At 64.6% G+C, this 25,970-nt stretch carries 18 protein-coding genes; 11 read left to right on the top strand and 7 right to left on the bottom strand.

Annotated elements, in window-relative coordinates; translation table 11 throughout:
* Positions 1–59: 59 nt before the first annotated feature.
* Together dnaE and LZ012_RS16005 are read left to right on the top strand one after the other, a co-directional pair.
* Positions 60–3,530, top strand: a complete 3,471-nt coding sequence (dnaE, locus tag LZ012_RS16010) for a DNA polymerase III subunit alpha (RefSeq protein WP_275711875.1) — start codon at positions 60–62, stop codon at positions 3,528–3,530.
* The gene (locus tag LZ012_RS16005) at positions 3,530–4,012 is read left to right on the top strand and encodes a WbuC family cupin fold metalloprotein (protein ID WP_275711874.1); all 483 of its coding nucleotides are present in this window, start codon (positions 3,530–3,532) and stop codon (positions 4,010–4,012) included. Before dnaE ends, LZ012_RS16005 begins: the two co-directional genes overlap by 1 nt.
* An 80-nt stretch (positions 4,013–4,092) precedes the next feature.
* Here the strand turns inward: LZ012_RS16005 and LZ012_RS16000 are convergent, their stop codons facing one another.
* From LZ012_RS16000 to LZ012_RS15990, 3 genes are all read right to left on the bottom strand, one after another.
* Entirely contained in the window at positions 4,093–5,610 is a 1,518-nt protein-coding gene (locus LZ012_RS16000; RefSeq protein WP_275711873.1) for a methyl-accepting chemotaxis protein, read from the bottom strand.
* A gap of 295 nt (positions 5,611–5,905) precedes the next feature.
* Positions 5,906–6,493, bottom strand: a complete 588-nt coding sequence (locus LZ012_RS15995) for a response regulator (RefSeq protein ID WP_275711872.1) — start codon at positions 6,491–6,493, stop codon at positions 5,906–5,908.
* Positions 6,494–6,633: 140 nt separating this feature from the next.
* On the bottom strand, positions 6,634–7,233 hold the full coding sequence (locus LZ012_RS15990; RefSeq protein WP_275711871.1) for a peroxiredoxin: 600 nt from the start codon (positions 7,231–7,233) through the stop codon (positions 6,634–6,636).
* A 199-nt stretch (positions 7,234–7,432) separates the two neighbouring features.
* On the opposite strand from LZ012_RS15990, the gene LZ012_RS15985 reads away from it, so the two are divergent.
* The 5 genes from LZ012_RS15985 to LZ012_RS15965 are packed head-to-tail and all read left to right on the top strand — an operon-like array spanning position 7,433 to position 16,457.
* Positions 7,433–8,878 carry a complex I subunit 4 family protein gene (locus tag LZ012_RS15985; protein WP_275711870.1) on the top strand — a complete coding sequence of 482 codons (1,446 nt, stop codon included), beginning with the start codon at positions 7,433–7,435 and terminating at the stop codon, positions 8,876–8,878.
* A 1-nt stretch (position 8,879) separates the two neighbouring features.
* Entirely contained in the window at positions 8,880–11,915 is a 3,036-nt protein-coding gene (locus tag LZ012_RS15980) for a DUF2309 domain-containing protein (RefSeq protein ID WP_275711869.1), read from the top strand.
* Positions 11,915–13,492: a proton-conducting transporter transmembrane domain-containing protein gene (locus LZ012_RS15975; RefSeq protein ID WP_275711868.1), complete on the top strand. Its 1,578-nt coding sequence runs from the start codon at positions 11,915–11,917 to the stop codon at positions 13,490–13,492. Before LZ012_RS15980 ends, LZ012_RS15975 begins: the two co-directional genes overlap by 1 nt.
* A complete protein-coding gene (locus LZ012_RS15970; protein WP_275711867.1) occupies positions 13,492–15,003 on the top strand; it encodes a complex I subunit 4 family protein in 1,512 nt (503 codons plus the stop codon). Before LZ012_RS15975 ends, LZ012_RS15970 begins: the two co-directional genes overlap by 1 nt.
* Positions 15,000–16,457: a complex I subunit 4 family protein gene (locus LZ012_RS15965; protein WP_275711866.1), complete on the top strand. Its 1,458-nt coding sequence runs from the start codon at positions 15,000–15,002 to the stop codon at positions 16,455–16,457. Before LZ012_RS15970 ends, LZ012_RS15965 begins: the two co-directional genes overlap by 4 nt.
* Positions 16,458–16,473: 16 nt before the next feature.
* Here the strand turns inward: LZ012_RS15965 and LZ012_RS15960 are convergent, their stop codons facing one another.
* On the bottom strand, positions 16,474–16,812 hold the full coding sequence (locus tag LZ012_RS15960) for a zinc ribbon domain-containing protein YjdM (protein WP_275711981.1): 339 nt from the start codon (positions 16,810–16,812) through the stop codon (positions 16,474–16,476).
* Positions 16,813–16,819: 7 nt separating this feature from the next.
* Positions 16,820–18,511, bottom strand: a complete 1,692-nt coding sequence (locus LZ012_RS15955) for a SulP family inorganic anion transporter (RefSeq protein ID WP_275711865.1) — start codon at positions 18,509–18,511, stop codon at positions 16,820–16,822.
* A 107-nt stretch (positions 18,512–18,618) separates the two neighbouring features.
* Here LZ012_RS15955 and LZ012_RS15950 point away from each other — a divergent pair, with 107 nt between their 5' ends.
* Positions 18,619–18,813 (top strand): CopG family transcriptional regulator, encoded by a 195-nt coding sequence (locus LZ012_RS15950; protein ID WP_275711864.1) that lies wholly within the window; start codon positions 18,619–18,621, stop codon positions 18,811–18,813.
* Between the two features lie 25 nt (positions 18,814–18,838).
* Here the strand turns inward: LZ012_RS15950 and LZ012_RS15945 are convergent, their stop codons facing one another.
* A complete protein-coding gene (locus tag LZ012_RS15945) occupies positions 18,839–19,156 on the bottom strand; it encodes a hypothetical protein (RefSeq protein WP_275711863.1) in 318 nt (105 codons plus the stop codon).
* 428 nt (positions 19,157–19,584) lie between these two features.
* Entirely contained in the window at positions 19,585–21,693 is a 2,109-nt protein-coding gene (gene metG / locus LZ012_RS15940; protein WP_275711862.1) for a methionine--tRNA ligase, read from the bottom strand.
* 227 nt (positions 21,694–21,920) lie between these two features.
* Here metG and apbC point away from each other — a divergent pair, with 227 nt between their 5' ends.
* The 3 genes from apbC (at position 21,921) to LZ012_RS15925 (ending at position 25,967) form a co-directional block, all read left to right on the top strand.
* Complete coding sequence (gene apbC / locus LZ012_RS15935; protein ID WP_275711860.1) at positions 21,921–23,012, top strand: iron-sulfur cluster carrier protein ApbC; 1,092 nt, start codon at positions 21,921–21,923, stop codon at positions 23,010–23,012.
* Between the two features lie 71 nt (positions 23,013–23,083).
* Positions 23,084–23,650: a dCTP deaminase gene (gene dcd, locus LZ012_RS15930; RefSeq protein WP_275711859.1), complete on the top strand. Its 567-nt coding sequence runs from the start codon at positions 23,084–23,086 to the stop codon at positions 23,648–23,650.
* An 88-nt stretch (positions 23,651–23,738) separates the two neighbouring features.
* Positions 23,739–25,967, top strand: coding sequence for an arginine/lysine/ornithine decarboxylase (locus tag LZ012_RS15925; RefSeq protein ID WP_275711858.1), 2,229 nt, complete (start codon positions 23,739–23,741; stop codon positions 25,965–25,967).
* Positions 25,968–25,970 lie beyond the last annotated feature (3 nt).

Below are 25,970 nucleotides of genomic sequence, written 5' to 3'. Positions count from 1 at the left end.
CGCTAATCTAGCCCAAGCTGGTTCGGACGGCCACCCGTCGGCGCGGTAAAATTGCGGCCATGAATTCCCCGCGCTACGTCCACCTCCGCCTGCATTCCGAATACTCCGTAACCGACGGCATCGTCCGCATCGGCGATGCCGTCAAGCGCGCCGCCGGCGACGGCATGCCGGCCATGGCGTTGACCGATCTGGCCAACCTGTTCGGGCTGGTCAAGTTCTACACCGGGGCGCGTGGCAAGGGGGTCAAGCCGGTGGCTGGGGCGGACGTGTGGATTGCCAACCCGGAGGCGCCCGAGGACGCCTATCGCCTACTGCTGCTGGTGCGCAATCGCGAGGGCTACCGGCAGCTGTGCGAGTTGCTGACCAAGGCCTATCTGGTCGAAGGCCGCCGCGACCGGGCGGAAATCCGCCGCGAATGGTTCGCCGAAGTCGGCTGCGATGGCCTGATCGCCCTGTCCGGTGCGCATCTCGGCGATGTCGGCGAGGCCCTGCTCAACGGCAATTTCGACCTCGCCGGCGAACGGGCGAAGGCCTGGGAGGCGATTTTCCCCGGCGCCTTCTATCTCGAAGTGCAGCGCTACGGCCAGCCGCAACAGGAGGCCGTCGTCCAGCAGACTGCCGATCTGGCCGGCGAGACGGGCCTGCCGCTGGTCGCCACGCATCCGATCCAGTTCATGAAGCCCGACGACTTCCAGGCGCACGAAGCGCGCGTCTGCATCGCCGAGGGCTACGTGCTGGGCGATACCCGCCGGCCCAAGATCTACACCGCGGAGCAGTATTTCAAGACGCAGGGCGAGATGGCGGAGCTGTTCGCCGACCTGCCGGAGGCGCTGGAAAACACGCTGGAAATCGCCAAGCGCTGCAATATCGAAATGACGCTGGGCAAGAACTACTTGCCGTTGTTCCCGACGCCGGAAGGGATGTCGCTCGACGACTTCCTGGTGCAGGAAGCGAAGAAGGGGCTGGAAGTGCGTCTGGCCGAGTTGTACCCCGATCCCGAAGTGCGTGCCCAGCGCCGGCCGGAGTATGACGAACGCCTCGACTTCGAGTGCAAGACCATCCTGCAGATGGGCTTCCCCGGCTACTTCCTGATCGTGGCCGACTTCATCAACTGGGGCAAGCAGAATGGCGTGCCGGTCGGTCCTGGCCGGGGTTCCGGCGCCGGTTCGCTGGTCGCCTATTCGCTGCGCATCACCGACCTCGATCCGCTGGCCTACGCCCTGCTGTTCGAGCGCTTCCTGAACCCGGAACGGGTGTCGATGCCCGACTTCGATATCGACTTCTGTCAGGACAATCGCTGGCGCGTCATCGAGTACGTGCGCGAGCACTACGGCGCCGATGCGGTGAGCCAGATCGCTACCTTCGGTACCATGTCGTCGAAGGCGGTGATCCGCGACGTCGGCCGCGTGTTCGGCCTGCCGTACTCGATGTGCGACCGTATTTCCAAGCTGATTCCCATCGTCCAGAACAAGCCGGTGTCGCTGGCCGAGGCGCTGGAGCAGGAACCGCAGCTCCAGCAGATGATGGAAGGCGACGGCGACGGTGAAACCATCCGCGAACTGTTCGACCTGGCAGGCCGCCTCGAAGACTTGACCCGCAATGTCGGCATGCACGCCGGCGGCGTGCTGATCGCCCCGGGCAAGATCACCGATTTCTGCCCGATGTACCAGGCGACCGGCGCCGACGCCTCGCCGGTGTCGCAGTTCGACAAGGACGACGTCGAGAAGGCTGGCCTGGTCAAGTTCGACTTCCTCGGCCTGCGCAACCTGACCATTATCGAACTGGCCGTTGAGTACATCCGCCGCATGACCGGCGAGAAGTTGGACTTGATGTCGCTCGGCTTCGAAGACCCCGGGGCCTATCAGATCCTGAAGGACGCCAATACGACGGCGATCTTCCAGGTCGAATCGGAAGGCATGAAGAAGCTGCTCAAGAAGCTGGCGCCCGACCGTTTCGAAGACATCATCGCTGTGCTCGCGCTCTACCGTCCCGGCCCGCTCGGCTCCGGTATGGTGGATGACTTCATTCTGCGGAAAAAAGGCCAGCAGAAGATCGACTATTTCCACCCCGACCTCACCGCCTGCCTGTCGCCGACCTACGGCGTCATCGTGTACCAGGAACAGGTGATGCAGATCTCGCAGATCATCGGCGGCTACACGCTGGGTGGCGCCGACATGCTGCGCCGGGCGATGGGCAAGAAGAAACCCGAGGAAATGGCCAAACACCGCGAGACCATCGCCGCCGGCGCCAAGGAGCGCGGCTACGATCCGGCGCTCGCCGAGCAGTTGTTCGACCTGATGACCAAGTTCGCGGAATACGGCTTCAACAAGTCGCACACCGCTGCCTACGCCGTCGTCACCTACCACACGGCTTGGCTCAAGCGTTACCACTGCGCGGCCTTCATGGCGGCGACCATGTCCTCCGACATGGACAACACCGACACCGTGAAGATCTTCTACGAGGATACGATCGCCAACAAGGTGAAGGTGCTCGGACCGGACGTCAATGCCTCGCCGTATCGCTTCGAGCCGGTCGACCGGCAGACCATCCGCTACGGTCTGGGGGCGGTCAAGGGCACCGGCGAGCAGGCGGTCAACGTCATTCTCAAGGCGCGCGAGGAAGGCGGGCCGTTCAAGGACCTGTTCGACTTCTGCAAGCGTTGCGACAAGCGCATGGTCAATCGCCGCACCATCGAGGCGCTGATCCGCGCCGGCGCCTTCGACTGTATCGCGCCGCTGACCGCCGGCGACACCCCGGTCCCCGATCGCCACAAGCTGCTGGCGACGGTCGGCGTGGCCATGGATTTCGCCGAGCATGCCGAGCGCAACGCCATGCAGACCAGCCTGTTCGACATTGCCGAGGTGGCCGAGGAGCACGCGCCGGAATACGTCAACGTTCGCCCATGGGACGAAAAGACCCAGCTGATGGAAGAGAAGACGGCGCTTGGCTTCTTCTTCTCGGGGCATCCGTACAACACCTGCAAGAAGGAATTGTCGCGCTTCATCCGCCGCCCGCTCAACCGCCTCGAACCGGCCAAGGAATTTACCAACATCGCCGGCATCGTGGTCGGCATCCGCACCCAGATGACCCGGCGCGGCAAGATGCTGTTCGTGCAGCTCGACGACGGCACGGCCATGGTCGAAGTCTCGGTATTCAACGAATTGTTCGAGGCCGAGCGCGACAAGATCGTCACCGACGAGGTGCTGGTCATCGAGGGCAAGGTCCGTTACGACGAATTCTCCGGCGGCAATGCCGTCGTTGCCGAACGTCTGATGACCATGGGCGAGGCGCGTGCCCGCTTCGCCAAGCACCTGCTGCTGAAAATGAATGGCAACTCGGACGCCGGCAAGCTGAAGTCGCTGCTGACGCCCTTCGCCCCAGGTCCCGCGGCCGTGCGCATCCGCTACCGCAACGAGGTGGCCGAATGCGAAATGGTGCTCGGTGAAGAGGCCCGCGTTCGCCTCGACGATCCGTTGATCGAAGCGCTGGGCGGCTGGTTGCAGCCGGAAAACGTCGAGATCGTGTACTGATGCTCAGGCTCATCGACCAGGCCCTGTTCGCCGAGCTCAGCGCCGCGGCCGGCCAGGCGCCGCGCCGGCGCGTGCATCGCAATTTCCATCCGGACGACGTCTACCCGGCGCACCGCCTGCTGGTCGCCATCGAACCCGGCTCCTACGTGCCGCCGCACCGCCATCTCAATCCGGCCAAGGATGAAACCCTGCTCGTCCTGCGCGGGCGCCTAGGCGTCGTCTTTTTCGACGACCAGGGCGGCGTCCAGCGCAGCGCCGTGCTGGCGGCGGGCGGTGACGCAGTGGGTGTCGACGTGCCGCACGGTGTGTTCCACAGCGTCCTGGCGCTGGAGCCGGGAACCGTCATCTTCGAGGCCAAGGCCGGGCCGTATGTGCCGATAGCACCCGAGGAGCGGGCCGCCTGGGCGCCGGCGGAAGGCGATGCGGCGGTGCCCGACTATCTGGCCAGCATACGTGCCGTCTGCCTCGGAGCAGCTGCCTGAGCCTCCGCTGACGACCGGATGGCCAAAAAACAAGGCGCCCGCGGGCGCCTTGTTCGTTTCCGGAGCGTGGACCTGACTATCTACTTGACGAGATCAGTCTTGAAGCCGATCCGTACGGCGCCCCAGTGCCGGCCGTTAAGCATGATCGGCATGGTCAGGTCGGCGAGGATTTCGCCGGTGTCGCGCACGTAGGTCTGGAACAGCGAAGTCATCTGGTTCTTGGCCCCCTTCATGCCGACCGGGTCGTTGAAGATGCGCTTGTGGCGGCACTTGGCAAGGTCGATGACGGGGTCGCCGCTGGGCGGCTGCGAACAGGACGAATTGTGGGCCGGCGCGTAGCCGTTACTGTCCATGGACAGCGAATACACCAGCCCCGGCACTTCGCGCAGCAGGTCGTCGTACAGGCGGGTCAGTTCGCCATCGCACTGGCTGTCGTAGGCGGTCGTGTAGCGTTTTGGGTTGGAACCGGGGATTTCCTTGTAGGACTGGTCGAAGATATTGACCCCGCGGTCGGCCAGCTTTTGCAGGATGGCAGCGACGTTGTCGCGGAAATCGGCGCACTTGTCGTGCAGCGTATCGAACATGCTATTGCCGGTGCGGAAATCGGCCAGCGTGCATTGCAGGTCTTCGGTCGATTCGCGCAGGGTCTTGGCCGAACCGAGGCACTGTTTCATACGGCCGGAAATGTCGCGCGAATGGTCGCGGATTTCCTCGACCTCGCTGTGGATGGCCTGGTTGCTTTCGCGCAGGTTGTAGATGGCCGTCGAAATGGTGGTCAGTTGCCCGGTCGTCAGCTTGAAATCACCGACCATGGTGGTCAGGTCGGCTGCCGAGGTTTCGATGTAGCCGTTGGCCTTGGTCACTTCGCCGACGATGGTCTTGGTCTTTTCCGAGGTGTCGGACACCAGGTTGATCATCGACTGGGTGTTCTGGCCGATAACCTGGGTGGCGGTCTTGACCTTCTCGGCCAGCTTGCGCACCTCGTCGGCGACCACCGCGAAGCCGCGCCCGGCTTCGCCGGCCCGTGCCGCCTCGATGGCGGCGTTGAGGGCGAGCAGGTTGGTCTGGTCGGAAATGTCGTTGATCAGCGAGACGATTTCGTTGATCTTCATCGAACTGGTGTGCAGTTCGTTGACCGTGGACGAGAAATGCTCGATGTGGGCATTGGTCGAGCGCATGGTCGAGGCCACGGTTTCCATCTGCTCCAGCGAGCGCTGGGCCAGGTCGAGGTTGTTCTGGGTCGAAGCCTGGATGGCATCGGAATTCATGGCCACTTCGCTGACCGCCAGATTGACCCGGTTGCTCGACTCGAAGACATTGGCGGCCAGCGTTTCCTGGCGGCGCACCGCGTCGTCGGTCTGCTGGACCAGTTGGTTCATGCGGGCGGCGTCTGCGGCGATGCTGACGCTACGCTCCCGGGCTTGCGAAATCAGGGTGCGGACGCGGCCGAACAGGCGGTTGATGTTGGCCGAAATACGTCCGCTGGCGTCGTTGCCGGTGGTGCCGACGACCAGCGACAGATTGGCCTGGCCTTCGGCAACAGCCGAGATGTCGCGGTCGATTTTGTTGAGGGCCGCGTTATTTCCAAAGAATCCCATTCAATGTCTCCGATTTCTTTTCTTATGGCCCGCCAGAGGGGGCAAAAGCTGGCGCTGATCATACCCCCGCATGGTCGGCCTCGCTACTCTCGGCAAGCCATGGCTGCGCATGGTCCGAGAAACAATAAAAATGCAGCAAATGGTATTTGCATTGTCCGGGATGGAGATGGCCGTTGCGGGTAAGCAAGGCATGTGTCCCGCTGGCGGCGCGGATGGCGCGCCGCCTTGTGAAAACGCCAGCCGATCCGGCTGGCGAATCGTGCTGGCGTCGGCCCTTCCGGCACATGCGCGGCGCTCAAGCGCTGCGTTGCCGGGAAGCCAGACGGCCGAGCAGGAAACCCTTGATCTCGTGGAAGGGAATCGGCTTGCCGAACAGAGTGATGTCGGAAGGCAGCCCGCGCTTGAGCACTTCCTCGCGATCGATGGCGCTGACCACGATGATGTCCATGCGGGCGAGGTCCGGGTTGGCGCGCAGGCGGCGGATCATTTCGAAGCCGTCCATGCCCGGCATCATCAGGTCGGCGATCAGGATGTCCGGCACGCGCTGGCCGACCTGCAGCAGGCCGTCGAAGCCGTTGGCGACGATACGCAGCTTGATCGGCAGGCCCCAGCCGTCGATGGTCATCTGGTAGAGCATCTGCAGGGTCTGGTCGTCTTCGGCGATCAGGATGTCGAGTTGGCCGCTGCTTTCCTGGGCGCTCGGCGTCAGGCTGCGGCGACGGGCGAGCAGGGCATCGACCGAGGCGACGGGAATCCGGCGATGGCCGCCGGCAGTCTTCCAGGCTTCCAAGGCGCCGCTTTCCACCATGTTTTGCACGGTACCGAGCGAAACGCCCAGGCGCAGGGCCGCTTGCCGGGTACTGAGATATTCGGAATCCGCCATGATTAATTCGTCTTTGCTGAAATTACAAATTCGTCAAATTTTATCCTGATACTTGGCGAAACCACAATGAAAAAAACCCCGGGGAATAAGCCCGGGGTTTTTTTGACGTTCGCCCCCGTTTCGCGGGCGATCGGCAGGTATTACAGCTTCTTGGCGTTCTTGGCCAGGTAGGCGGCAACGCCTTCGGTCGAGGCGACCATGCCGGGCTTGCCCTTGTTCCAGCCGGCCGGGCAGACTTCGCCGTGCTCTTCGAAGAATTGGAGGGCGTCGACCATGCGCAGCATCTCGTCGATGTTGCGGCCGAGCGGCAGCATGTTGACGACCTGGTGCATGACCACGCCGTTCTTGTCGATCAGGAAGGAGCCGCGCAGGGCGACACCGGCAGCTTCGAGTTCGACGTCGTAGGCGCGGCAGATTTCGTGCTTGACGTCAGCGACCAGCGGATAGCCGACTTGGCCGATGCCGCCTTCCTTGACGGCGGTGTTCTTCCACGCCAGGTGGGTGAACTGAGAGTCGATGGAGACGCCGACGACTTCGACGCCGCGTTGCTTGAATTCTTCCAGGCGATGATCGAAGGCGATCAGTTCGGACGGGCAGACGAAGGTGAAGTCGAGCGGGTAGAAGAACAGGACGACCGGCTTGCCCTTGAACTGGGAGAGCTTCAGTTCCTTGATTTCGTTGTTGCCATAGACAGCGGTTGCGGTGAAATCCGGGGCTTGCTTGCCAACGAGAACGGCCATGGGGAACTCCTTATCGTGATTGGTTTCGAGGTTGGGGGGAAACATTCAATTTAGCGAAGCGGGCATGCCATGTCAAACCAATGGCGCGCTGCAGCAAGGGTAAACAGCCGGTTCCGACTTGCCTGTCATGGCCGGGTCGCTGGCATAATCCCGCCATGAAAATAATGAATGCCGAGCAGACTGGCGGAGGGGCCAAGTCATGCTGAAGGCGCTGGTCTTTCTGCCGGTGGCGGGGGCTGCCGTGCTGGCCGTGTTGCCGGCACGCCGCGCCTTGCCCTTGTGGCAGGTGGCCATGTCCTTCGCGCTGGCCGCGCTTGCTTATGCGCTGTGGCTTGCCGCGCAGTTCGATCCGGCCGGGGCGGCGGTACAGATGTTCGAAAGCCGGGCCTGGAATGTCCGGCTCGGTTCCTACTTCTCGCTGGGCGTCGACGGCATCTCGTTGGCCATGGTGCTGCTCGCCGCGCTGCTGTCGCTGATCGCCGTGCTCGTCTCAAGGCGCATGGAAGAGGGGGCGCGGCTCTATTTCGTGCTGGTGCTGCTGCTCGAGTCGGCCATGTTCGGGGTGTTCACAGCGCGCGACTGGTCGCTGTTCTATGTTTTCTGGGAGGCGACGCTGATCCCGCTGTTCTTCCTGATCGACCGGCTGGGCGGGCCGAACCGGCAGCGCGCGGCGCTCAACTTCTTCTTATATACGCTTGGCGGCTCGGTATTCATGCTGGTCGCCCTGCTCTTTCTTTACGACGCCGCCCCGGGACACAGCTTCGCGATGGCCGACATGGCCGCCGGTGGCCGCGAGCTGCCGCTGAACACCCAGTTGCTGATCTTCGCCGGCCTGTTCATCGGCTTCGGCGTCAAGATGCCGGTCTTCCCGCTGCACGGCTGGCTGCCCCTGGCCCACGTCGAGGCGCCCAGCCCGGTGTCCATCCTGCTCTCCGGCGTGCTGCTCAAGATGGGCGCCTACGGGCTGATCCGCGCCGCCGACACGCTGCCCGCCGCGCTGCTGGCGACGCAGGACTGGCTGGCCATCCTCGCCTTCGTCAGCCTGCTCTACGGCGGCATCCTGGCCTGGCGCCAGCAGGACCTGAAGGCGATGGTCGCCTATTCGTCCATTTCGCACATGGGCGTCGTGCTGCTCGGCATCGCCACGCTCAACGTCACCGGCCTGACCGGTGCGGTGGTGCAGATGGTGGCGCACGGGCTGACCGCCGGCACCTTGTTCCTGATCGTCGGCCTGCTCTACCAGCGCACGCACAGCCGCGACCTGGCCGATTACGGCTCGCTGCTCGGCCGGGCGCCGCGCTTCGCCTTCTTCGTCGCCTTCGGCCTGCTCGCCGCCATCGGCCTGCCAGGCAGCGCCGGCTTCATCGCCGAACTGCACGCCCTGGTCGCCGGCTATGCGCGTTGGGGCGGCTGGGTCATCCTGCTCGGTCTGGCCATGCTGGTCGGCGCCGCCTACAGCCTGCGCGTCGTCGGCCGCCTCTGTCTGAAAGGGCCGGCCATGGAACTGCACGACATGACGCGGACCGAGACGGTGGCCGCCGGGCTGCTCGCCGCCTGCATCGTCGTCCTCGGCCTGTGGCCGGCGCCCCTGCTCGATCTGGTCGCCGGCAGCATCGGCCTGGTCGCCGGGCGCTTCGGGGTGTGACATGGGCGCCGAGCACGACCTGCCCATCCGCGAACGCCTGGCCCACTGGGTCGAGCATCTGGCCCATGTCCTGCCGGCCCAGGCGCCGATCCGCGATTTCGTCCATCACAACACCCTGCACGGCTTCCAGCATCTGCCCTTTGCCGAGGCGCTGGCCGCCGCGCAGGCCCTGACCGGGGCGCGGACCTACTGGCCGGAGTCGCGCTTCCGGCAGTGCCTGGCCGAAGGGCGGATCGACAAGGATGATCTGTCGACGGTCCTCGACGAGGCCGGCGTGGACGGCCTCGATACGCCGCTGGTCCGTGGTCTGACCCGACGCGACGTGCTGCTGGCCAGCCTGATGGCCGGCGACGACGGTGTCGAGGCGAACCGCCTCGACTGGCTGCGCCGCGAAACCGGTCTTGACGACGACGCGCTGTTCGCCTGCTGCAGCAAGCTGACGTCCGGTCCGGCACAGTCGCCGGCGGAACATGGTGCCGGCCCGGCGACGGCCTGGGCGGCGCTGGTCGACCAGGTCGGCCGGCAGCGCAGCTGGCGCAGCGTGCTCGCCACGCTGACCGGCGAGGATGTGCTGGAACGGGTGCGCGCCATCCTGCAGCGCCATCTCGCCGCCCATCTCGACCTCGGTGTCGCCGCCTGGCGCAATCCGGCCCGCGCACAGGGCTTCTTCGCCGCCTGGCGGGCCAGCGCCGGCCTAGATCTGGCCTGGGAAATGGACGAACTGCCCAATGTCCGTGACGAAATCCTGCATCTGCCGGATCAGCCGCTCGACGTGCTGGTCGACGAATTGCCGCGCCTGCTGTCCGACCAAAGCCTGTGGTCCGGCTATCTCGAGCGGCTGAGTCTCGAATTGCCCGGCTGGTCGGGCATGTTCCTGTGGCGCGAGCGCAATCCGGCGCGCGGCGACGGCACGCCGGTCGCCATGCTCGATTACCTGGCCGTGCGCGTGCTGCTCGAACGCCTGCTGCTCGACGACCTCGTCCGCCGCCTGGTCGGCTGGCCAATGGGGCTTACCGAACTGCGCGAGCACTTCCTGGCCCGGCCGCAGGAGCTGGCGGTGCGTTTGGCCGTGGCCGACGCCCGCTTGCCGGAGGACCTGCAAGGCGAGGCGGCGAACCTGGTCGAGCGGGCGCGGAGCGGTCATGTCGATGAGTTGGCCTGGCAGCATCTGGCCGAGCGCCTGGAGCCGGTCATGCAGGCCAGGGAGCAGGACGACCGGGCCTGGCAATTGACCGCCTGCTGCCGCCAGTTGGGGCTGATGCCGGCCGATGTCGAAGTGCTGGGCGCTGTGGGCCTCGCCGCCATGCAGGCCTGCATGGCCAGCCTGACCGCCTTGCAGCGCGGCCAGATTTGGCTGCTCGCCTACGAGCGGCATTACCGCGAACAGATCTTCGGCGCCCTGGCCGCCAACCATGGACGTCACTGCAGCCCGGTGCAGCCGGCGGCCCAGGTCGTGATGTGCATGGACGACCGCGAGGAAGGCACGCGCCGCCACCTGGAGGAAATCGCCCCGCAGGTCGCGACCTATGGCGCCGCCGGCTTCTTCGGCGTGCCGATGTACTGGCAGGGGCTGGACGACGCGGAGAAGAGCGCGCTGTGCCCGGTCGTCGTCCAGCCGCGGCACCTGATCCGCGAATGGCCGGCCGATGGCGCCGGGGCGCTGGCCGCGCGCCATGCGGCTCGCCGCGAAAGGCGCCTGCGCTGGCGCGAGCGCTTCTTCCAGACAACCCGGCGCCGGGCGCTGGCCGGGCCGTTGTTGACCGCGCTGGGCAGCCTGCCGGCACTCGCTGCATTGACTGCCGCGACAGTGGCGCCGGGCTGGTTTGGCGCAAGCCTGCGTCGCTGGCGGGAGCAATACGAGGGACGGGTGTCGACCCGCCTCGGGCTGACCGCCGACGAGGTGGGCGTGGCGACGCCGGAGCAGCCGCAAATGGGGTGGAGCGTCGACGCGCAGGTCGGGCAGCTTGCCGCCTTCCTGCGCATGATTGGCCTGGTCGCCGATTTCGCACCGCTGGTCCTGCTTTTCGGACACGGCTCGGACAGCCGCAACAATCCGCACCTGTCGGCCTACGATTGCGGCGCCTGCGCGGGCAAGCACGGCGGGCCGAACGCCCGTGTCTTCGCGGCGCTGGCCAACCGGCCGGAGGTGCGTGCCGGCCTCATCGATCGCGGCCTGGTCATCTGCGACGACACCTGGTTCGTGGCGGCAGAGCACAACACCTGCGACGACGGCGTCGAGTGGTACGACCTCGACCGGGTGCCGCCGCGTTTCCAGCCGGCCCTCGATGCCCTGGTCGGCCAGATCGGCGAAGCCTGTCGGGCGCATGCCGCCGAGCGTTGCCGGCGGCTGGCTTCGGCGCCGACCCGGCCGTCGCCGTGGCAGGCGCGCCGGCATGTCGTCGGCCGCGCCCACGACATCGCCCAGGCCCGGCCGGAACTCGGCCATGCCACCAATGCCGCCGCCTTCATCGGCCGCCGGCAGATGAGTCGCGGCCTGTTCCTCGATCGCCGGGTGTTCCTGATTTCCTATGATCCGACGGCGGACGACGCCGACGGCCGCATCGTCGAAAGCATCCTGCTCGCCGCCGGCCCGGTCGGCGCCGGGATAGCTCTCGAATACTATTTTTCGTCGGTCGATAACGAGCGTTTCGGATGCGGCTCGAAAATCACCCACAACGTGACCGGCCTGTTCGGCGTCATGGAAGGGGCCGATTCCGACCTGCGCACCGGGCTGCCCTGGCAGATGGTCGAAATCCACGAGCCGATGCGCCTGCTCGTCGTCGTCGAGCAGACGACTGAGGTGCTGAGCGCCATCGTGCAGCGCCAGGCGGCCCTGCACGAATTGATAGTCAACGCGTGGATCGTCGTTGCCGCCAAGGATCCGATCAGCGGCGCAATCCAGCACTATTGCCCGCGCCGCGGCTGGCTGCCGTGGTCCGGCAGCACCGTACTGCCGCAGGTCGGGCGCTCGGTGGACTGGTTCGCCGGCGAATCGGCGCCGCTCGCCCCGGCCCTCATTCTTGGCGGGGCGCCCTGATGCCGCTGCTCGACCATCTCGCCCGCGCCGTCTGGCTGGTGCCGGCCTTGCCCTTGCTGGCGGTCGTCGTCACCGCTGCCCGCGTCCTGCTCGGCCGGGCGATGGGTGACGCCGCCGAGCCGCTGACCGCGCGCCTGGCGTCGCTCGCCGCCTTCGGCGGGCTGGCCCTGCTGCTCGCCATCGATGCGCTGTCGCTGGTACATGGCGCGCCGGGGCATCTGCGGCTCGGCCACTGGTTCGGCAACGGCCACTGGTTCGGCAACGGCCACTGGTTCGGCAACGGCAACTGGTTCGGCAACGGCAACTGGGAGGCGACCTTCTCCTTCATGCTCGACACGCTGTCCTTGTCGCTGGGCACGCTGACCGCGCTGATCGGCTGGCTGGTCACCCGCTTCTCGGCCAATTACCTGCACCGCGAGGCTGGTTTCCATCGCTTCTTCATCGCGCTGGGTTTCTTCCTGGCCGGCATCCAGTTCGTGCTGCTCGCCGGCAACGGCCTGCTCGCCTTCGTCGGCTGGGAGATGTGCGGCATTTCGTCCTTTCTGCTCATCGGTTACGCCTGGCAGCGGCCGGTGGCGACCGGCAATGCGCTGTTCGCCTTCGTCACCAACCGCGCCGGCGACGCCGGCTTCCTGCTCGCCCTCGGCCTGGCCGCGGCCTGGCTCGGCGGTTTCGAGTGGACAGCGCTGTCCCGGGCCAGGGAAATCAGCGTGGTTAACGACCGCCTGCTGGTCATCGGCTTCGTTATCGCCGCACTGGCCAAGTCGGCGCAGCTGCCGTTCTCGGCGTGGATCACCCGGGCGCTGGAAGGGCCGACGCCGTCTTCGGCCATTTTCTATGGTGCGGTGATGGTGCATGCCGGCGTCTATCTGCTGCTGCGCCTGGAGCCATTACTCGTCCAGGTGCCGGACGTGATGCTCGGCCTGGTCATCGCCGGCACGCTGACGGCGATCTACGCCTGGCTGTGCGGCCTGGTGCAGACCGACGTCAAGTCGGCCCTGATTTTCGCCGTGGTTTTCCAGGTGGCGCTGATGTTCGTCGCCATCGGCCTGGGCTGGACAACGCTGGCCCTGGTGCATCTGTGCCTGCATGCCGGCTGGCGCATCTGGCAATTCCTGCTCGCGCCGTCGTGGCTGGCGATCACCCGCGAACGGCCGCCACCGCCGCCGGCCTGGCTGCGCAACAACCAGCTGCTGTACACCATCGCCGTGCAGCGTTTCTGGCTGGACAAGCTGGCCCACACGCTGCTCGTCGAACCGACCCAGGCCTTCTCGCGCGACGTGCGCGGCCTGGAGGAGCATTTCATCGATCACGCCATCGGCCAGCCGGGGCGGGGCAAGGTCCTGCACCACGACCGGCCGCTGGTCCTGGTCGACGGGCTGCCCGGCCGCCTGCTGGCCAAGGTCTCGGACAGCCTGCAGCACATCGAGTATCGCCTGCTGCTGCGCGGCAAGGGCGGCGCTGCCGAAAGGCTGCTGCACCGGGCCGGGGCCTATCTGCGGACGGTCGAAGGCCTGCTCGAGCAGCCGCGCTACCTGATGATGGCGGTGATGGCGACTTTCGTGGTGATCCTGTGATGGGCGCGACTCTGGGCGGTTTCAGCGAAATCTTCTGGCCGCAGCAGGCGGCGCTGCCCTTGGTCTTGATGCTGCAGGCGCTGCCCCTGTTCGGCGCCGCGGTGGTCTTCGCCTTCAAGGAAAGATTGACGGCCGTCGTGCTCGGCAAGGCCTTCGCGCTCGGTGAACTGCTGCTCGCCGTCGTCGCCGTCAGCCACCTCAACCCGACGTCGCCGGCCCTGCAACTGGCCGAGCGCTTCGCGCCGCTGGCCTATCATGTCGCGGTCGACGGCCTGAGCATGGTCTTCATCCTGTCCGGCGCCTTGCTGACTTTCCTGATGACCCTGTACGGCATGAGCCGCGGCATGATTTCGCCGGGCCGCCTGTTCGCTGTGCTGCTCATTGCCGAAGCCGGGCTGGTTGGCATGCTGGTCACCGTCAATGTCGCCTGGTTCGCCGCTTTCTCCGGGCTGGAACTGTGGGCGGTGGTCTATCTGCTGCGCCGCTGGGCGTCGTCGCGGGCCGAAATCCAGGCCCTGGCCCGCTTCGTCCAGTACCAGGGCTTCGGTTGGGCGCTCTTTGCCGCGGGCTGCGTGGTGCTCGGCTGGGGGCATGCCGAGGCCACCGGCGGACGGTGGAGCTTCGACCTGTTCGACCTGCTCGGCGCCATCCCGGTCGGCAAGTTCCAGACGGCGGCCTTCTACCTGCTGTTCTACGGGCTGGCCGTGCGCACCCCGCTCTTTCCGCTGCACGGCTGGCTGCCCAACATGGCGCAGCACGGCCTGATCGCCGTCGCCCCGGCCCTGATGGTCGGCGTCAAGGTCGGCATCTACGGCATGTTGCGCTTCGTGCTCCCGCTCACCCCGGCGGCGGTGCAGACCTGGCAGCCCTACGTCGTCGGCTTCGCCATGGCCGGCGTTTTCTTCACCGCGGCCCTCGCCTTCCAGCAGGGCAACCTGCGCCGCCTGCTCGCCTTCGCCGTGGTCAGCCACACCAGCCTGCTGGTCATCGGCCTGTTCAGCCTGCACGAGGCCGGCATCCAGGGCACGGTACTGCTCGCCGCCAACTTCGGGCTGGCGGTGACCGGCATGTGGTTCATCGTCGGTTTCGTCTTCCGGCGCACCGGAACGACCGAATTGCACGAGCTGTCCGGCCTGTTCGAGCGCATTCCCTTCCTCGCCGTCGCCTTCCTGGCTTTCGGCCTGGCCATCGTCGGCATGCCGGGGACCCCGGGCTTCGACGCCGCCCACCTGATCCTCGATGCTTCCATCGACCAATTCGGCGCGCTATCCACGGTCGCCACTGCGCTCGGCAACGTGGCGGCGGCCGGCTTCCTGCTCTGGGCCTTCCAGCGCGCCTTCCTGTCGCAGGCCAAGGCCGGCGGCCACGACGTGGACCGCACGCTGCCCATGGAGTACGTGGTGTGCGGCATTGCGCTCATCGCCCTGCTGGCCATCGGCTTCTTCACCGAACCCTGGCTGTATCTGACCGAAACGGCCAGCCAGGCGGCCGCCGCGAGGTTCGCCCGATGAGCCTGCCGCTGCTGTCGCTGTTGATCTTCCTGCCCCTGGCGGCGGCCGGACTGCTGTGGCTGCTGCCGTCCCGCCTGGCGTGCCGGCTGGTGGCCTTGAGCATGCTCGTGTCGCTGGCCCTCAGTGTCGCCGCGCTGGTCGCCTACGATCCGGCCGGGGGGCGTTTCCAGCTGGTTGAGCGCGTCGCGTGGATCGCCAGCCTGAACGTGCACTACCGGGTCGGCGTCGATGGCCTGTCCATCCTCTTCCTGCCGGCCACCGCCCTGCTATTTCTAGGCTCGCTGGTCGCCTGCTGGAACGCCGTGCAGGACGCGCCGCGCTTGCATTACAGCCTGTTGCTCCTGCTCCAGGCGGCGACCTTCGGCATTTTCTGCGCCCTCGACACGGTGCTGTTCTTCGTCTTCTGGGAAGCGACCCTGGTCCCGCTCTATTTCCTGCTCGGGCGCTGGGGCGTCACGGCGGGGGCGGCCGCCGCGGCGACGCGCTATTTCCTGATCATGCTGGCCGGCGGCATCCCGCTGCTGCTCGCCTTCGTCATCCTGGCCGCCGGCCAGCCGGTGCCGACCTTCGACCTGGAGGCCCTGCTCGCTGCGCCCCTGGCGCGCACTACGCAGTTGGCGGTTTTCCTGCTCTGCCTGCTCGGTTTCGGGGTCAAGGTGCCGCTGGTGCCGCTGCACACCTGGCTGCCGCAGTTCGCTTTGGCCGCACCGGGGTCGCTGACGGCGCTGCTGGTCGGTCTCAAGCTCGGCGCCTTCGGCCTGATCCGCTTTGCCGTGCCGCTCGCCCCCGACGTGGCGCTCGAGCTGCACTGGCTGCTCGCCGGCCTTGGCACGGTGGCCATCCTTTACGGCGCGGTCGGCATGCTGGCGCAGACCAATATGCGCGTCAGCCTGGCCTACGCCAGCATCTGCCACGTCGGCCTGGCCATGCTCGGGCTGGCGTCCTATACGGCGCAGGGTGCGCAGGGCGCGGTGTCGCTGCTGCTCAGCTTTTCTGTGGCGACTGGCGGGGCGTTCCTGCTGCTTGAGTTCCTGCGCCAGCGGACCGGTTCGACCGATATCCATGCCCTGGGCGGCGCCGCGAAAAGCATGCCGCTGCTCGCCACCGGCTTCCTGATCTGCGGCCTGGCCGGGGTCGGCATGCCGGGCACGAGCAGCTTCCCGGGCGAGTTCATGCTCATCATCGCCGCACTGCAGAGCCACACCGGAGCCGGCATGGCGGCGCTGTTCGGGCTTTCCATCGCCGCCGGCGGTTTTCTGTCGCTCTACCGCAAGGCCTTCTTCGGGCCGGTCGACAAGGCGGGGGTGGCCCAGGCCAGCGATCTGCGGCCGCGCGAATGGGCCGTGCTGGTGGCGCTGATCGTCATGATCGTCAGCATCGGAATCTATCCCGGGCCGTGGATAGAGATCGTCCGCCCGGCGGCCGAGGCCTGGGCGGCGGGACTGAACCGCTGAACCGAACTGTCGAGGCTTAGGCCTTCTTGACGAATTCCGACTTGAGTTGCATGGCGCCGATGCCGTCGATCTTGCAGTCGATGTCGTGATCGCCCTCGATCAGACGGATATTCTTGACCTTGGTACCGACCTTGACCACCGACGACGAGCCCTTGATCTTCAGGTCCTTGATGACGGTGACCGAGTCGCCGTCCTGCAGCACGTTGCCGTTGGCGTCCTTCCAGACGCGCTGTTCCTCGACCGCTTCGGCGGCCTGTTGCGGCCACTCGTGGGCGCATTCTGGGCAGACGTAGTTGGCGCCGTCCTCGTAGGTGTATTCGGAATTGCACTGCGGGCAGTGGGGCAGGCTCATGATGTTCCCTTCAGTAATCTTCTTCGAAGCCGCCCAGCAGGTTGGGCAGCAGGATGTAGGCGCGCTGGAGCGCGGCGGTGAGGTCGGGACAGACGTTGTCGTCGCCGAGGTGGTCGATGAATCCGGAGCGGTAGAGCAGCGAGCCGGGCTGCGAGTTTAGCCCGCAAACGAGCAGGGTGCAGCCGCGTTTCTGCAATTTGTCGCGCAGATTCTCCAGCCCTTCGAGGCCGGTGGTGTCGAGCTGGATCAGGCGCGTCATGTCGAGGACCACCACTTCCGGGTGCCCTTCGCGCGGGTCGAGCAGTTCCTCCAGCTTGTTGACCGCGCCGAAGAACAACGAGCCGAACAGCTGCCAGGTGGCGACGCGCATGCTGCCATCCGGGTACAGAAAGCGCGGATCGTGCGCCTCCTCGCCCATCGGCAGGCGTTCGATGCGGGTCAGTTCCGACATCCGGTAGATGAAGAACAGGCTGGACAGCACCATGCCCAGTTCGACGGCGATGGTCAGGTCGAACAGCACGGTGACCAGGAAGGTGGCGAGCAGGATGATCCGGTAGTTGTATGTATAGCGCTTCAGTTCGACGAATTCGTGCCATTCGCCCATGTTGATGGCGACGACCATGACGATGGCCGACAGCGTGGCGAGCGGCACGTAGGCGGCGAGTGGCGCGGCGAGCAGGACGATGCCGAGCAGCACGGCGGCGTGGATGATGCCGGCGATCGGCGTCCGTCCGCCGGTCTTGACGTTGGTCGTCGTCCGGGCGATGGCGCCGGTGGCGGCAAAGCCGCCGAACAGCGGTGCAGCGAGATTGGCCAGGCCCTGGGCGACCAGCTCCTGGTTGGGATCGTGGCGATCGTCGATCTGGCTGTCGGCGACACGGGCCGAGAGCAGCGATTCGATGGCGCCGAGTAGGGCGATGGTGATGGCCGGCGAGATCAGCTTGCCGAAGTCGTGGATGGACAGGGCCGGCAGGCCGAAGCTGGGCAATTCCTGTGGAATGCCGTGGAAGCGGCTGCCGATGGTTTCCACCGGCAGGTCGAAGAGGAAGGAAACCAGGGTGCCGACGACGAGCACGACGAGCGGCCCCGGCGCCCGGCGCAGCAGTGCAAGCCGTTGCGCCAGCCAGTTGTAGGAGAGCAGGAAGGCGAAACAGGCTGAGGCCAGGCCGAGTGTCGGCAGATCGACCGTATGCGCGTAGGCGGCCAGGGTCTTGATACGCTGGAAGAATTCGGCCGGCAGGCTGTCGATTTTGAGGCCGAAGAAATCCTTGATCTGGGCGAGGAAGATGACCACGGCGATGCCGTTGGTGAAGCCGATGACGACGGTGACCGGGATGAAGCGGATCAGCTGCCCCATGCGCGCCAGCCCCATGGCGAGCAGGAAGGCGCCGGCCAGCATGGTGGCGCCGAGCAGGTTGACGAAACCGTTCAGGGCGACGATGCCATAAATGATAGGGATGAAGGCGCCGGTCGGGCCGCCGATCTGGACGCGCGAACCGCCCAGGGCAGAGATCAGGAAGCCGGCGACGATGGCCGTCCAGATGCCGGCGGTCGGCGAGCAGCCGGAAGCGATGGCGAAGGCCATGGCCAGCGGCAGAGCGAGGACGCCGACGGTGATCCCCGAGGCCAGATCCTTGCCCAGCTGGGCCCGACTGTAGCCGGGCAGGCAATCGAGGAGCTTGGGGCGAAAGGCGATTTTCATGGCACGCGCTCTGGGAGTAAGCGGTGCATTATATGAGCGTCCTATTAATCGTCAATGTTAATCATATGTTAACATGATGCGATACAAATTTAACAAGAGCGATGTTCATGGAGAACCGTACTGCCCGCCTGACCTTGCTGATCGATCCGCGCAAGAAAAAGCTGTTTGAGGAAATCTGCGCCGAGCACGACCTGACGTCGTCGCAGGTCGTGCGCAAATTGATCCGCCAATACATCATCGACAACGCCGGCAATCGCGAATTGCCCGATTGGCTCAAGCCGGGCAGCAAGTCCGGCGACTAGGGTTCAGCGCTGCCGGCGTGGCCGGCTACTTGCCGTCTTCGTCGGGCCGGCCAAGCTTGTCCGGATGCCGTGCGGCGTTATCTGCATCGCCGCGCGCTGTGAGCCGGGGTGCCTGGCGGGCGATTTCGCGCCGGATGCGGGCGACTGCCCAAACCATCACCGCGGCGCCGCCGGCCGTGCACGCCACCGCCTCGGCCAGCGAATTCGGGAAGTTGGCCACGACGGCGCCTTTGCCGGCCGCGAACCAGCTGGCGCCGGTCACGACGCAGAACAGGCCGAAGATGTCGGCCAAGGCATAGGCCGCGATACGGGCGGTCAGGCGGGGAAGAGAGGGGCGCGTCATGGAGTCGAGCTGGCGTTTACCGAACTGTTCTCGCTATGAAAAAAAGTCTTCCAAGGGACTTGACAAGCCGGAAGTCAAGTTCGGAGTTATGCACAGTGTCGGTGCGAGTATTTCACTGTTGACAATCGACGGATGTCGAATTTGTTAATTTATTGCCTCTGTCGGCTTATGGCTTATAAATCAATGCGTTACGGCTGAGCTCAAGTTTCGGGCAGGGTAAGGAAAGTCCTTGTGAAACGGTGACTTAGTGCGTGCCGCCCATATTCATTCACAGACTTATCCACAGATTTTGTGGATAGTTTGAAAAGAACAAATCCTGGGGCCGAATTGGGCGTTTAACTTAAAGTAATACTTGAAGTAAAACGCTGGATTGCTGCACTGCAGCAGGAATGCGGTGTTCATACCTTGCCGCATTCCTGTTCTCCGGCTTACTTGACTCGCATACCCGGCTGAGCGCCCGAATCCGGCGACAGCAGGAAGAGTCCCGGGGTTTTGCCCTCGCCGTCCGAGGCGGCCAGCACCATGCCTTCCGACAGGCCGAATTTCATCTTACGCGGCGCCAGGTTGGCGACCATGACGGTCAGTCGGCCGATCAACTGGGCCGGATCGTAGGCGGCCTTGATGCCGGCGAAGACGTTGCGCGTTTTTTCCTCGCCGACGTCCAGGGTCAGGCGCACCAGCTTGTCGGCACCTTCGACGTGTTCGGCGTTGGCGATGCGGGCGATGCGCAGATCGATTTTCATGAAATCGTCGATGGAGCACAGTCCCTCGCTGGCTGGGGCGGGAACGACCTTGGCATCCTTGGCTGCTTCCTTCTGCTGGTGTTCCCCGTGGCGCTGTTGGGATTGCTGTTCCGGCGTCGGGGCCAGCGATTCCTTGTTGGCTTCGACCAGCTTGTCGATCAGCTTGGGGTCGATGCGCGTCATCAGGTGTTCGTAGGCATTGATGGCGTGGCCGCCGGCAAGCAGGCTCTGGGTGTCGGTCCACGCCAGCGGGGCGATGTTCATGAACTGCTCGACCTTGCCGGCAACCACCGGCAGGATGGGCTTGAGCAGAATGGTGAGCAGGCGGAACAGGTTCAGCGCATTGGTGCACGCGGCGTGCAGTTCGACTTCCTTGCCTTCCTGCTTGGCCAGTTCCCACGGCTTGACGCTATCGACGTACTGGTTGGCGGCATCGGTCAGCGCCATGATTTCGCGCATGGCCTTGCCGAACTCGCGGGCTTCGTACAGTTCGGCGACTTTTCCGGCGGCTGCCTGGATCGCCTTGATCGCCGGCAGGTCGGCTGCCGCCGGCGCCAGCTGGCCGTTGAAGCGTTTGGCGATGAAGCCGGCCGAGCGGCTGGCGATATTGACGTACTTGCCGACCAGGTCGGAATTGACGCGGGCGCAGAAATCCCCGAGGTTGAGGTCGATGTCTTCCATCGTGGCGGAGAGCTTGGCGGCGTAGTAATAACGCAGCCATTCCGGGTTCAGCCCGGTTTTCAGGAAGCTTTCGGCGGTGATGAAAGTGCCGCGCGACTTGGACATCTTGGCGCCATCGACGGTCAGGAAACCGTGCGCAAAGATTTTCGTCGGCGTGCGGAAACCGGCGTGCTGCAGCTCGGCCGGCCAGAACAGGGCGTGGAAGTAGAGGATGTCCTTGCCGATGAAGTGGTACAGCTCGGTGCTCGAATCCGGCTTGAAGTATTCGTTGAAATCTAGGCCTTTCTTGGCGCACAGGTTCTTGAAGGAGCCCATGTAGCCGATCGGGGCGTCGAGCCAGACGTAGAAGTACTTGCCCGGCGCGTCGGGAATCTCGAAGCCGAAATACGGTGCATCACGCGAAATGTCCCAGTCGGTCAGCTTGTTGTCGCCCGGGGCGCCCAGCCATTCCTGCATCTTGTTGGCAGCCTCGGCCTGCAGCACGCCGTTGTCCTTGCCGGTGTACTGGCGCAGGAAAGCCTCGCAGCGCGGGTCGGACAGCTTGAAGAAGTAATGCTCGGAGTTGCGCAGCTCCGGCTTGGCGCCGGAAATGGCGGAGAAGGGCTCGATCAGGTCGGTCGGCGCATAGGCCGCGCCGCATACCTCGCAGTTGTCGCCGTACTGGTCCTTGGCGTGGCACTTCGGGCACTCGCCCTTGATGAAGCGGTCGGGCAGAAACAGCTGCTTGACCGGGTCGAAGTACTGCTCGATGGTACGCACCTCGATCAGCCCGGCGTCGCGCAGCTTCAGGTAGATGTCGTTTGCGCAGTCGCGGGTTTCCGGCGTATGGGTGCTGTAGTAATTGTCGAAGCCGACCCCGAAGCCAGAGAAATCGCGGTAATGCTCGCCATGTACTCGTTCGATCAGGGCTTCCGGGGTGATGCCTTCCTTCTCGGCGCGCAACATGATCGGGGTGCCGTGCGTGTCGTCGGCGCAGACGTACCAGCACTCGTTGCCGGCCATTTTCTGGAAACGCACCCAGATGTCGGTCTGGATGTATTCGACCAGGTGGCCAAGGTGGATGGCGCCGTTGGCGTAGGGCAGGGCGGAAGTGACGAGGATCTTGCGCGACATGGGAGCGGAATTTTCGAAGATAAAGCGCGATTTTACCGCGACGGGGCTGTCGCGTAGCGGCTAACGACATAGGCGCTGTTGCCGGGCGATCTGTTGCGCCCGGGCGACGAAGCAGCGGGTTACCATCTCGATATCGTCCAGGGAAGCCGATTCGCGTTTCAGGTTTCGGTTATACTGGACAAAATTGCTCGGGTATTTCCCGGCCGTCCATTCAACCCGGAGTTTCCATGAGTTTTACTGAACAGCAAATCAAGGCTGCGCTGTCTGCTGCGGTCGATCCCAATACCGGCAAGGATTTTGTTACCGGCCGGGCGGCGAAGAACATAAAGATCGATGGTGACGACGTCTCCTTCGACATCGAACTTGGCTATCCGGCCAAGACCCAGATCGACGCCATCCGTAAGCAGGTCATCGCCGCAGTGCGCACCGTGCCGGGCATCGGCAACGTGTCGGCCAACGTGTTCACCAAGATCGTCGCCCACTCGGTACAGATGGGCGTCAAGCTGCTGCCGGGCGTCAAGAACATCATCGCCGTCGCTTCCGGCAAGGGCGGCGTCGGCAAGAGCACGACCGCTGTTAACCTCGCACTGGCCCTGGCCCAGGAAGGCGCCAGCGTAGGCATCCTCGACGCCGACATCTACGGCCCGTCGCAGCCGCAAATGCTCGGCCTGGCCGGCCAGCAGCCGGAATCGAAGGACGGCCAGAGCATGGAACCGCTGGAAGCCTATGGCATCCAGGCGATGTCGATCGGCTTCATGGTCGATGTCGAAACGCCCATGGTCTGGCGCGGCCCGATGGTCGCCCAGGCGCTCGACCAGCTGCTTGGCCAGACCAACTGGCGCGACCTTGATTACCTGGTCGTCGACATGCCGCCGGGCACTGGTGACGTTCAACTGTCGCTGACCCAGAAGGTGCCGGTGACCGGCGCGCTGATCGTTACCACGCCGCAGGACATCGCGCTGATCGATGCGCGCAAGGGCCTGAAGATGTTCGAGAAGGTCAATGTGCCGATCCTCGGCATTGTCGAGAACATGAGCATCCATATCTGCTCGAACTGCGGCCACGAGGAACATATTTTCGGTACTGGCGGCGGTGAGAAGATGTGCGCCGACTACGACGTCGAATTCCTCGGCAGCCTGCCGCTGGAACTGGCCATTCGCGAGATGGCCGACGGCGGTAAGCCGACCGTGGTCGGGGCGCCGGATTCGCGTACCGCCGAAATCTACCGTGACATTGCCCGCCGCGTGGCGGTCAAGATCGGCGAGAAGGCCAAGGACATGACCTCCAAGTTCCCGAATATCGTCGTTCAAAACACGTAATTTGTAGACAATTTGGCCAGCAAAGGCGGGTAAAATCCCGCCTTTGTTTTTTGTCGACCGGAACCGAAAAAATGGCCATCAAATCAGACAAGTGGATACGCCGCATGGCGGCAGAGCACGGCATGATCGAGCCCTTCGCACCCGAGCTGGTGCGTGAGGCCAATGGCCAGAAGATCGTTTCCTACGGCACCTCGAGCTACGGCTACGATATCCGCTGCGCCCGCGAATTCAAGGTGTTCACCAACATCAATTCGACGGTGGTCGATCCGAAGAATTTCGATCCGAAATCCTTCGTCGAGATCGAGTCCGACGTCTGCATCATCCCGCCGAACTCCTTCGCGCTGGCACGCACCATGGAGTATTTCCGCATTCCGCGCTCGGTGCTGACCGTCTGCCTCGGCAAATCGACCTATGCCCGCTGCGGCATCATCGTCAACGTCACCCCGTTCGAGCCGGAATGGGAAGGCCACGTCACCCTGGAATTCTCCAACACCACCCCGCTGCCGGCCAAGATCTACGCCGGCGAAGGCTGCGCCCAGGTGCTGTTCTTCGAGTCAGACGAAGTTTGCGAAACCTCGTACAAGGATCGCGGCGGCAAGTACCAGGGACAAGAAGGCGTGACCCTGCCCAAGATCTGATCCGACGACCGCGCTTTCGTACTTCCGTAACGAACCCGTCTTATTCTGTGACCCGCTGCGGCGGGTCGCCGCTTTTCAAGGATTCACCATGCGCTTCCACTTCCCCGTCATCATCATCGACGAAGACTTTCGCTCCGAGAACGCCTCGGGCCTCGGTATCCGGGCGTTGGCCGACGCTATCGAGAAGGAAGGCCTGGAAGTGCTGGGCGTCACCAGCTACGGCGACCTGACTTCCTTCGCCCAGCAGCAGAGCCGGGCCTCGACCTTCATCCTGTCCATCGACGACGAGGAACTGGCCCTCGAGCCGGAAGAGACGCTGGCCGAGCTGCGCGCCTTCGTCAGTGAAATTCGCCACAAGAATTCGGAAATCCCCATTTTCCTGCACGGCGAAACGCGGACCAGCCGCCACATTCCAAATGACATCCTGCGCGAGCTGCATGGCTTCATCCACATGCACGAAGACACGCCGGAGTTCATCGCCCGCAACATCAAGCGCGAGGCCAATGCTTATCTCGACAGCCTGCCGCCGCCCTTCTTCCGCGCCCTGACACACTACGCCGCTGACGGCTCCTATTCCTGGCACTGCCCGGGCCACTCGGGCGGCGTCGCGTTTTTGAAGAGCCCGGTCGGCCAGATGTTCCACCAGTTCTTCGGGGAGAACATGTTGCGCGCCGACGTGTGCAATGCGGTGGAAGAACTCGGCCAGCTGCTCGACCATACCGGACCGGTCGCCGCTTCCGAGCGCAACGCCGCCCGTATCTTCAACTCGGACCACCTGTACTTCGTCACCAACGGCACCTCGACGTCGAACAAGATCGTCTGGCACTCGACCGTGGCGCCGGGCGACATCGTCGTCGTCGACCGCAACTGCCACAAGTCCATCCTGCACGCCATCATGATGACCGGCGCGATTCCCGTCTTCCTGATGCCGACCCGCAACAACTTCGGCATCATCGGGCCGATTCCGAAGAGCGAATTCGCCTGGGACAGCATCCAGAAAAAGATCGCCGCCAACCCGTTCATCGCCGACAAGAGCGCCAAGCCGCGCGTGCTGACCATTACCCAGTCGACCTACGACGGCATCCTGTACAACGTCGAGGAAATCAAGGCCGAACTGGATGGCAAGATCGACACCTTGCACTTCGACGAAGCCTGGCTGCCGCACGCCGCCTTCCATGACTTCTACGGCGATTACCACGCCATCGGTGCCGACAGGCCGCGCTGCAAGGAATCGATGGTCTTCTCGACGCAATCGACGCACAAGCTGCTGGCCGGCCTCTCGCAGGCCTCGCAGATCCTCGTCCAGGACGCCGAGAACAATAAGCTCGACCGCGACATCTTCAACGAGGCCTACCTGATGCATACCTCGACCTCGCCGCAATACTCGATCATCGCCTCGTGCGACGTGGCGGCGGCGATGATGGAAGAGCCGGGCGGCACCGCGCTGGTCGAGGAGTCGATCGCCGAAGCCCTCGATTTTCGCCGCGCCATGCGCAAGGTCGACGAGGAGTGGGGCGCTGACTGGTGGTTTAAGGTGTGGGGCCCGGACGATCTGTCCGAAGAAGGCATCGAGGAGCGCGATTCCTGGATGCTGAAGCCGGGCGAGCGTTGGCACGGCTTCAACAACCTGGCCGACGGCTTCAACATGCTCGACCCGATCAAGGCGACCATCATCACCCCGGGCCTCGACGTGGACGGCGACTTTGCCGACGAGTTCGGCATCCCGGCCGCCATCGTCACCAAGTACCTGGCCGAGCATGGCGTTATCGTCGAAAAGTGTGGCCTGTACAGCTTCTTCATCATGTTCACCATCGGCATCACCAAGGGCCGCTGGAATTCGCTGGTTACCGCGCTGCAGCAGTTCAAGGACGACTACGACAAGAACCAGCCGCTGTGGAAGGTGTTGCCCGAGTTCGTGCAGAAGAATCCGCGCTACGAGCGCGTCGGTCTGCGCGACCTGTGCACCCAGATCCACAACGTCTACAAGCAGAACGACGTCGCCCGCCTGACCACCGAGATGTACCTGTCCGACATGGTGCCGGCCATGCGTCCGGCCGATGCCTTCGCCAAGATGGCGCACCGCGAGATCGAGCGCGTGCCGGTCGACGAACTGGAAGGCCGCGTTACTGCCGTGCTGTTGACGCCCTACCCGCCGGGCATTCCGCTGCTCATTCCGGGCGAGCGCTTCAACAAGACGATTTGCAGCTACCTGAAATTCGCCCGTGAGTTCAACGCCGCCTTCCCCGGCTTCGAGACCGATGTGCACGGCCTAGTCAAGGGCAAGGACGGTCGCTACTACGTCGATTGCGTGCGCTGAGCG

It is taken from the genome of Dechloromonas hankyongensis (assembly GCF_022012295.1).
GTDB lineage: Bacteria > Pseudomonadota > Gammaproteobacteria > Burkholderiales > Rhodocyclaceae > Azonexus > Azonexus hankyongensis.
This window is presented reverse-complemented; position numbering and strand designations above follow the sequence as displayed.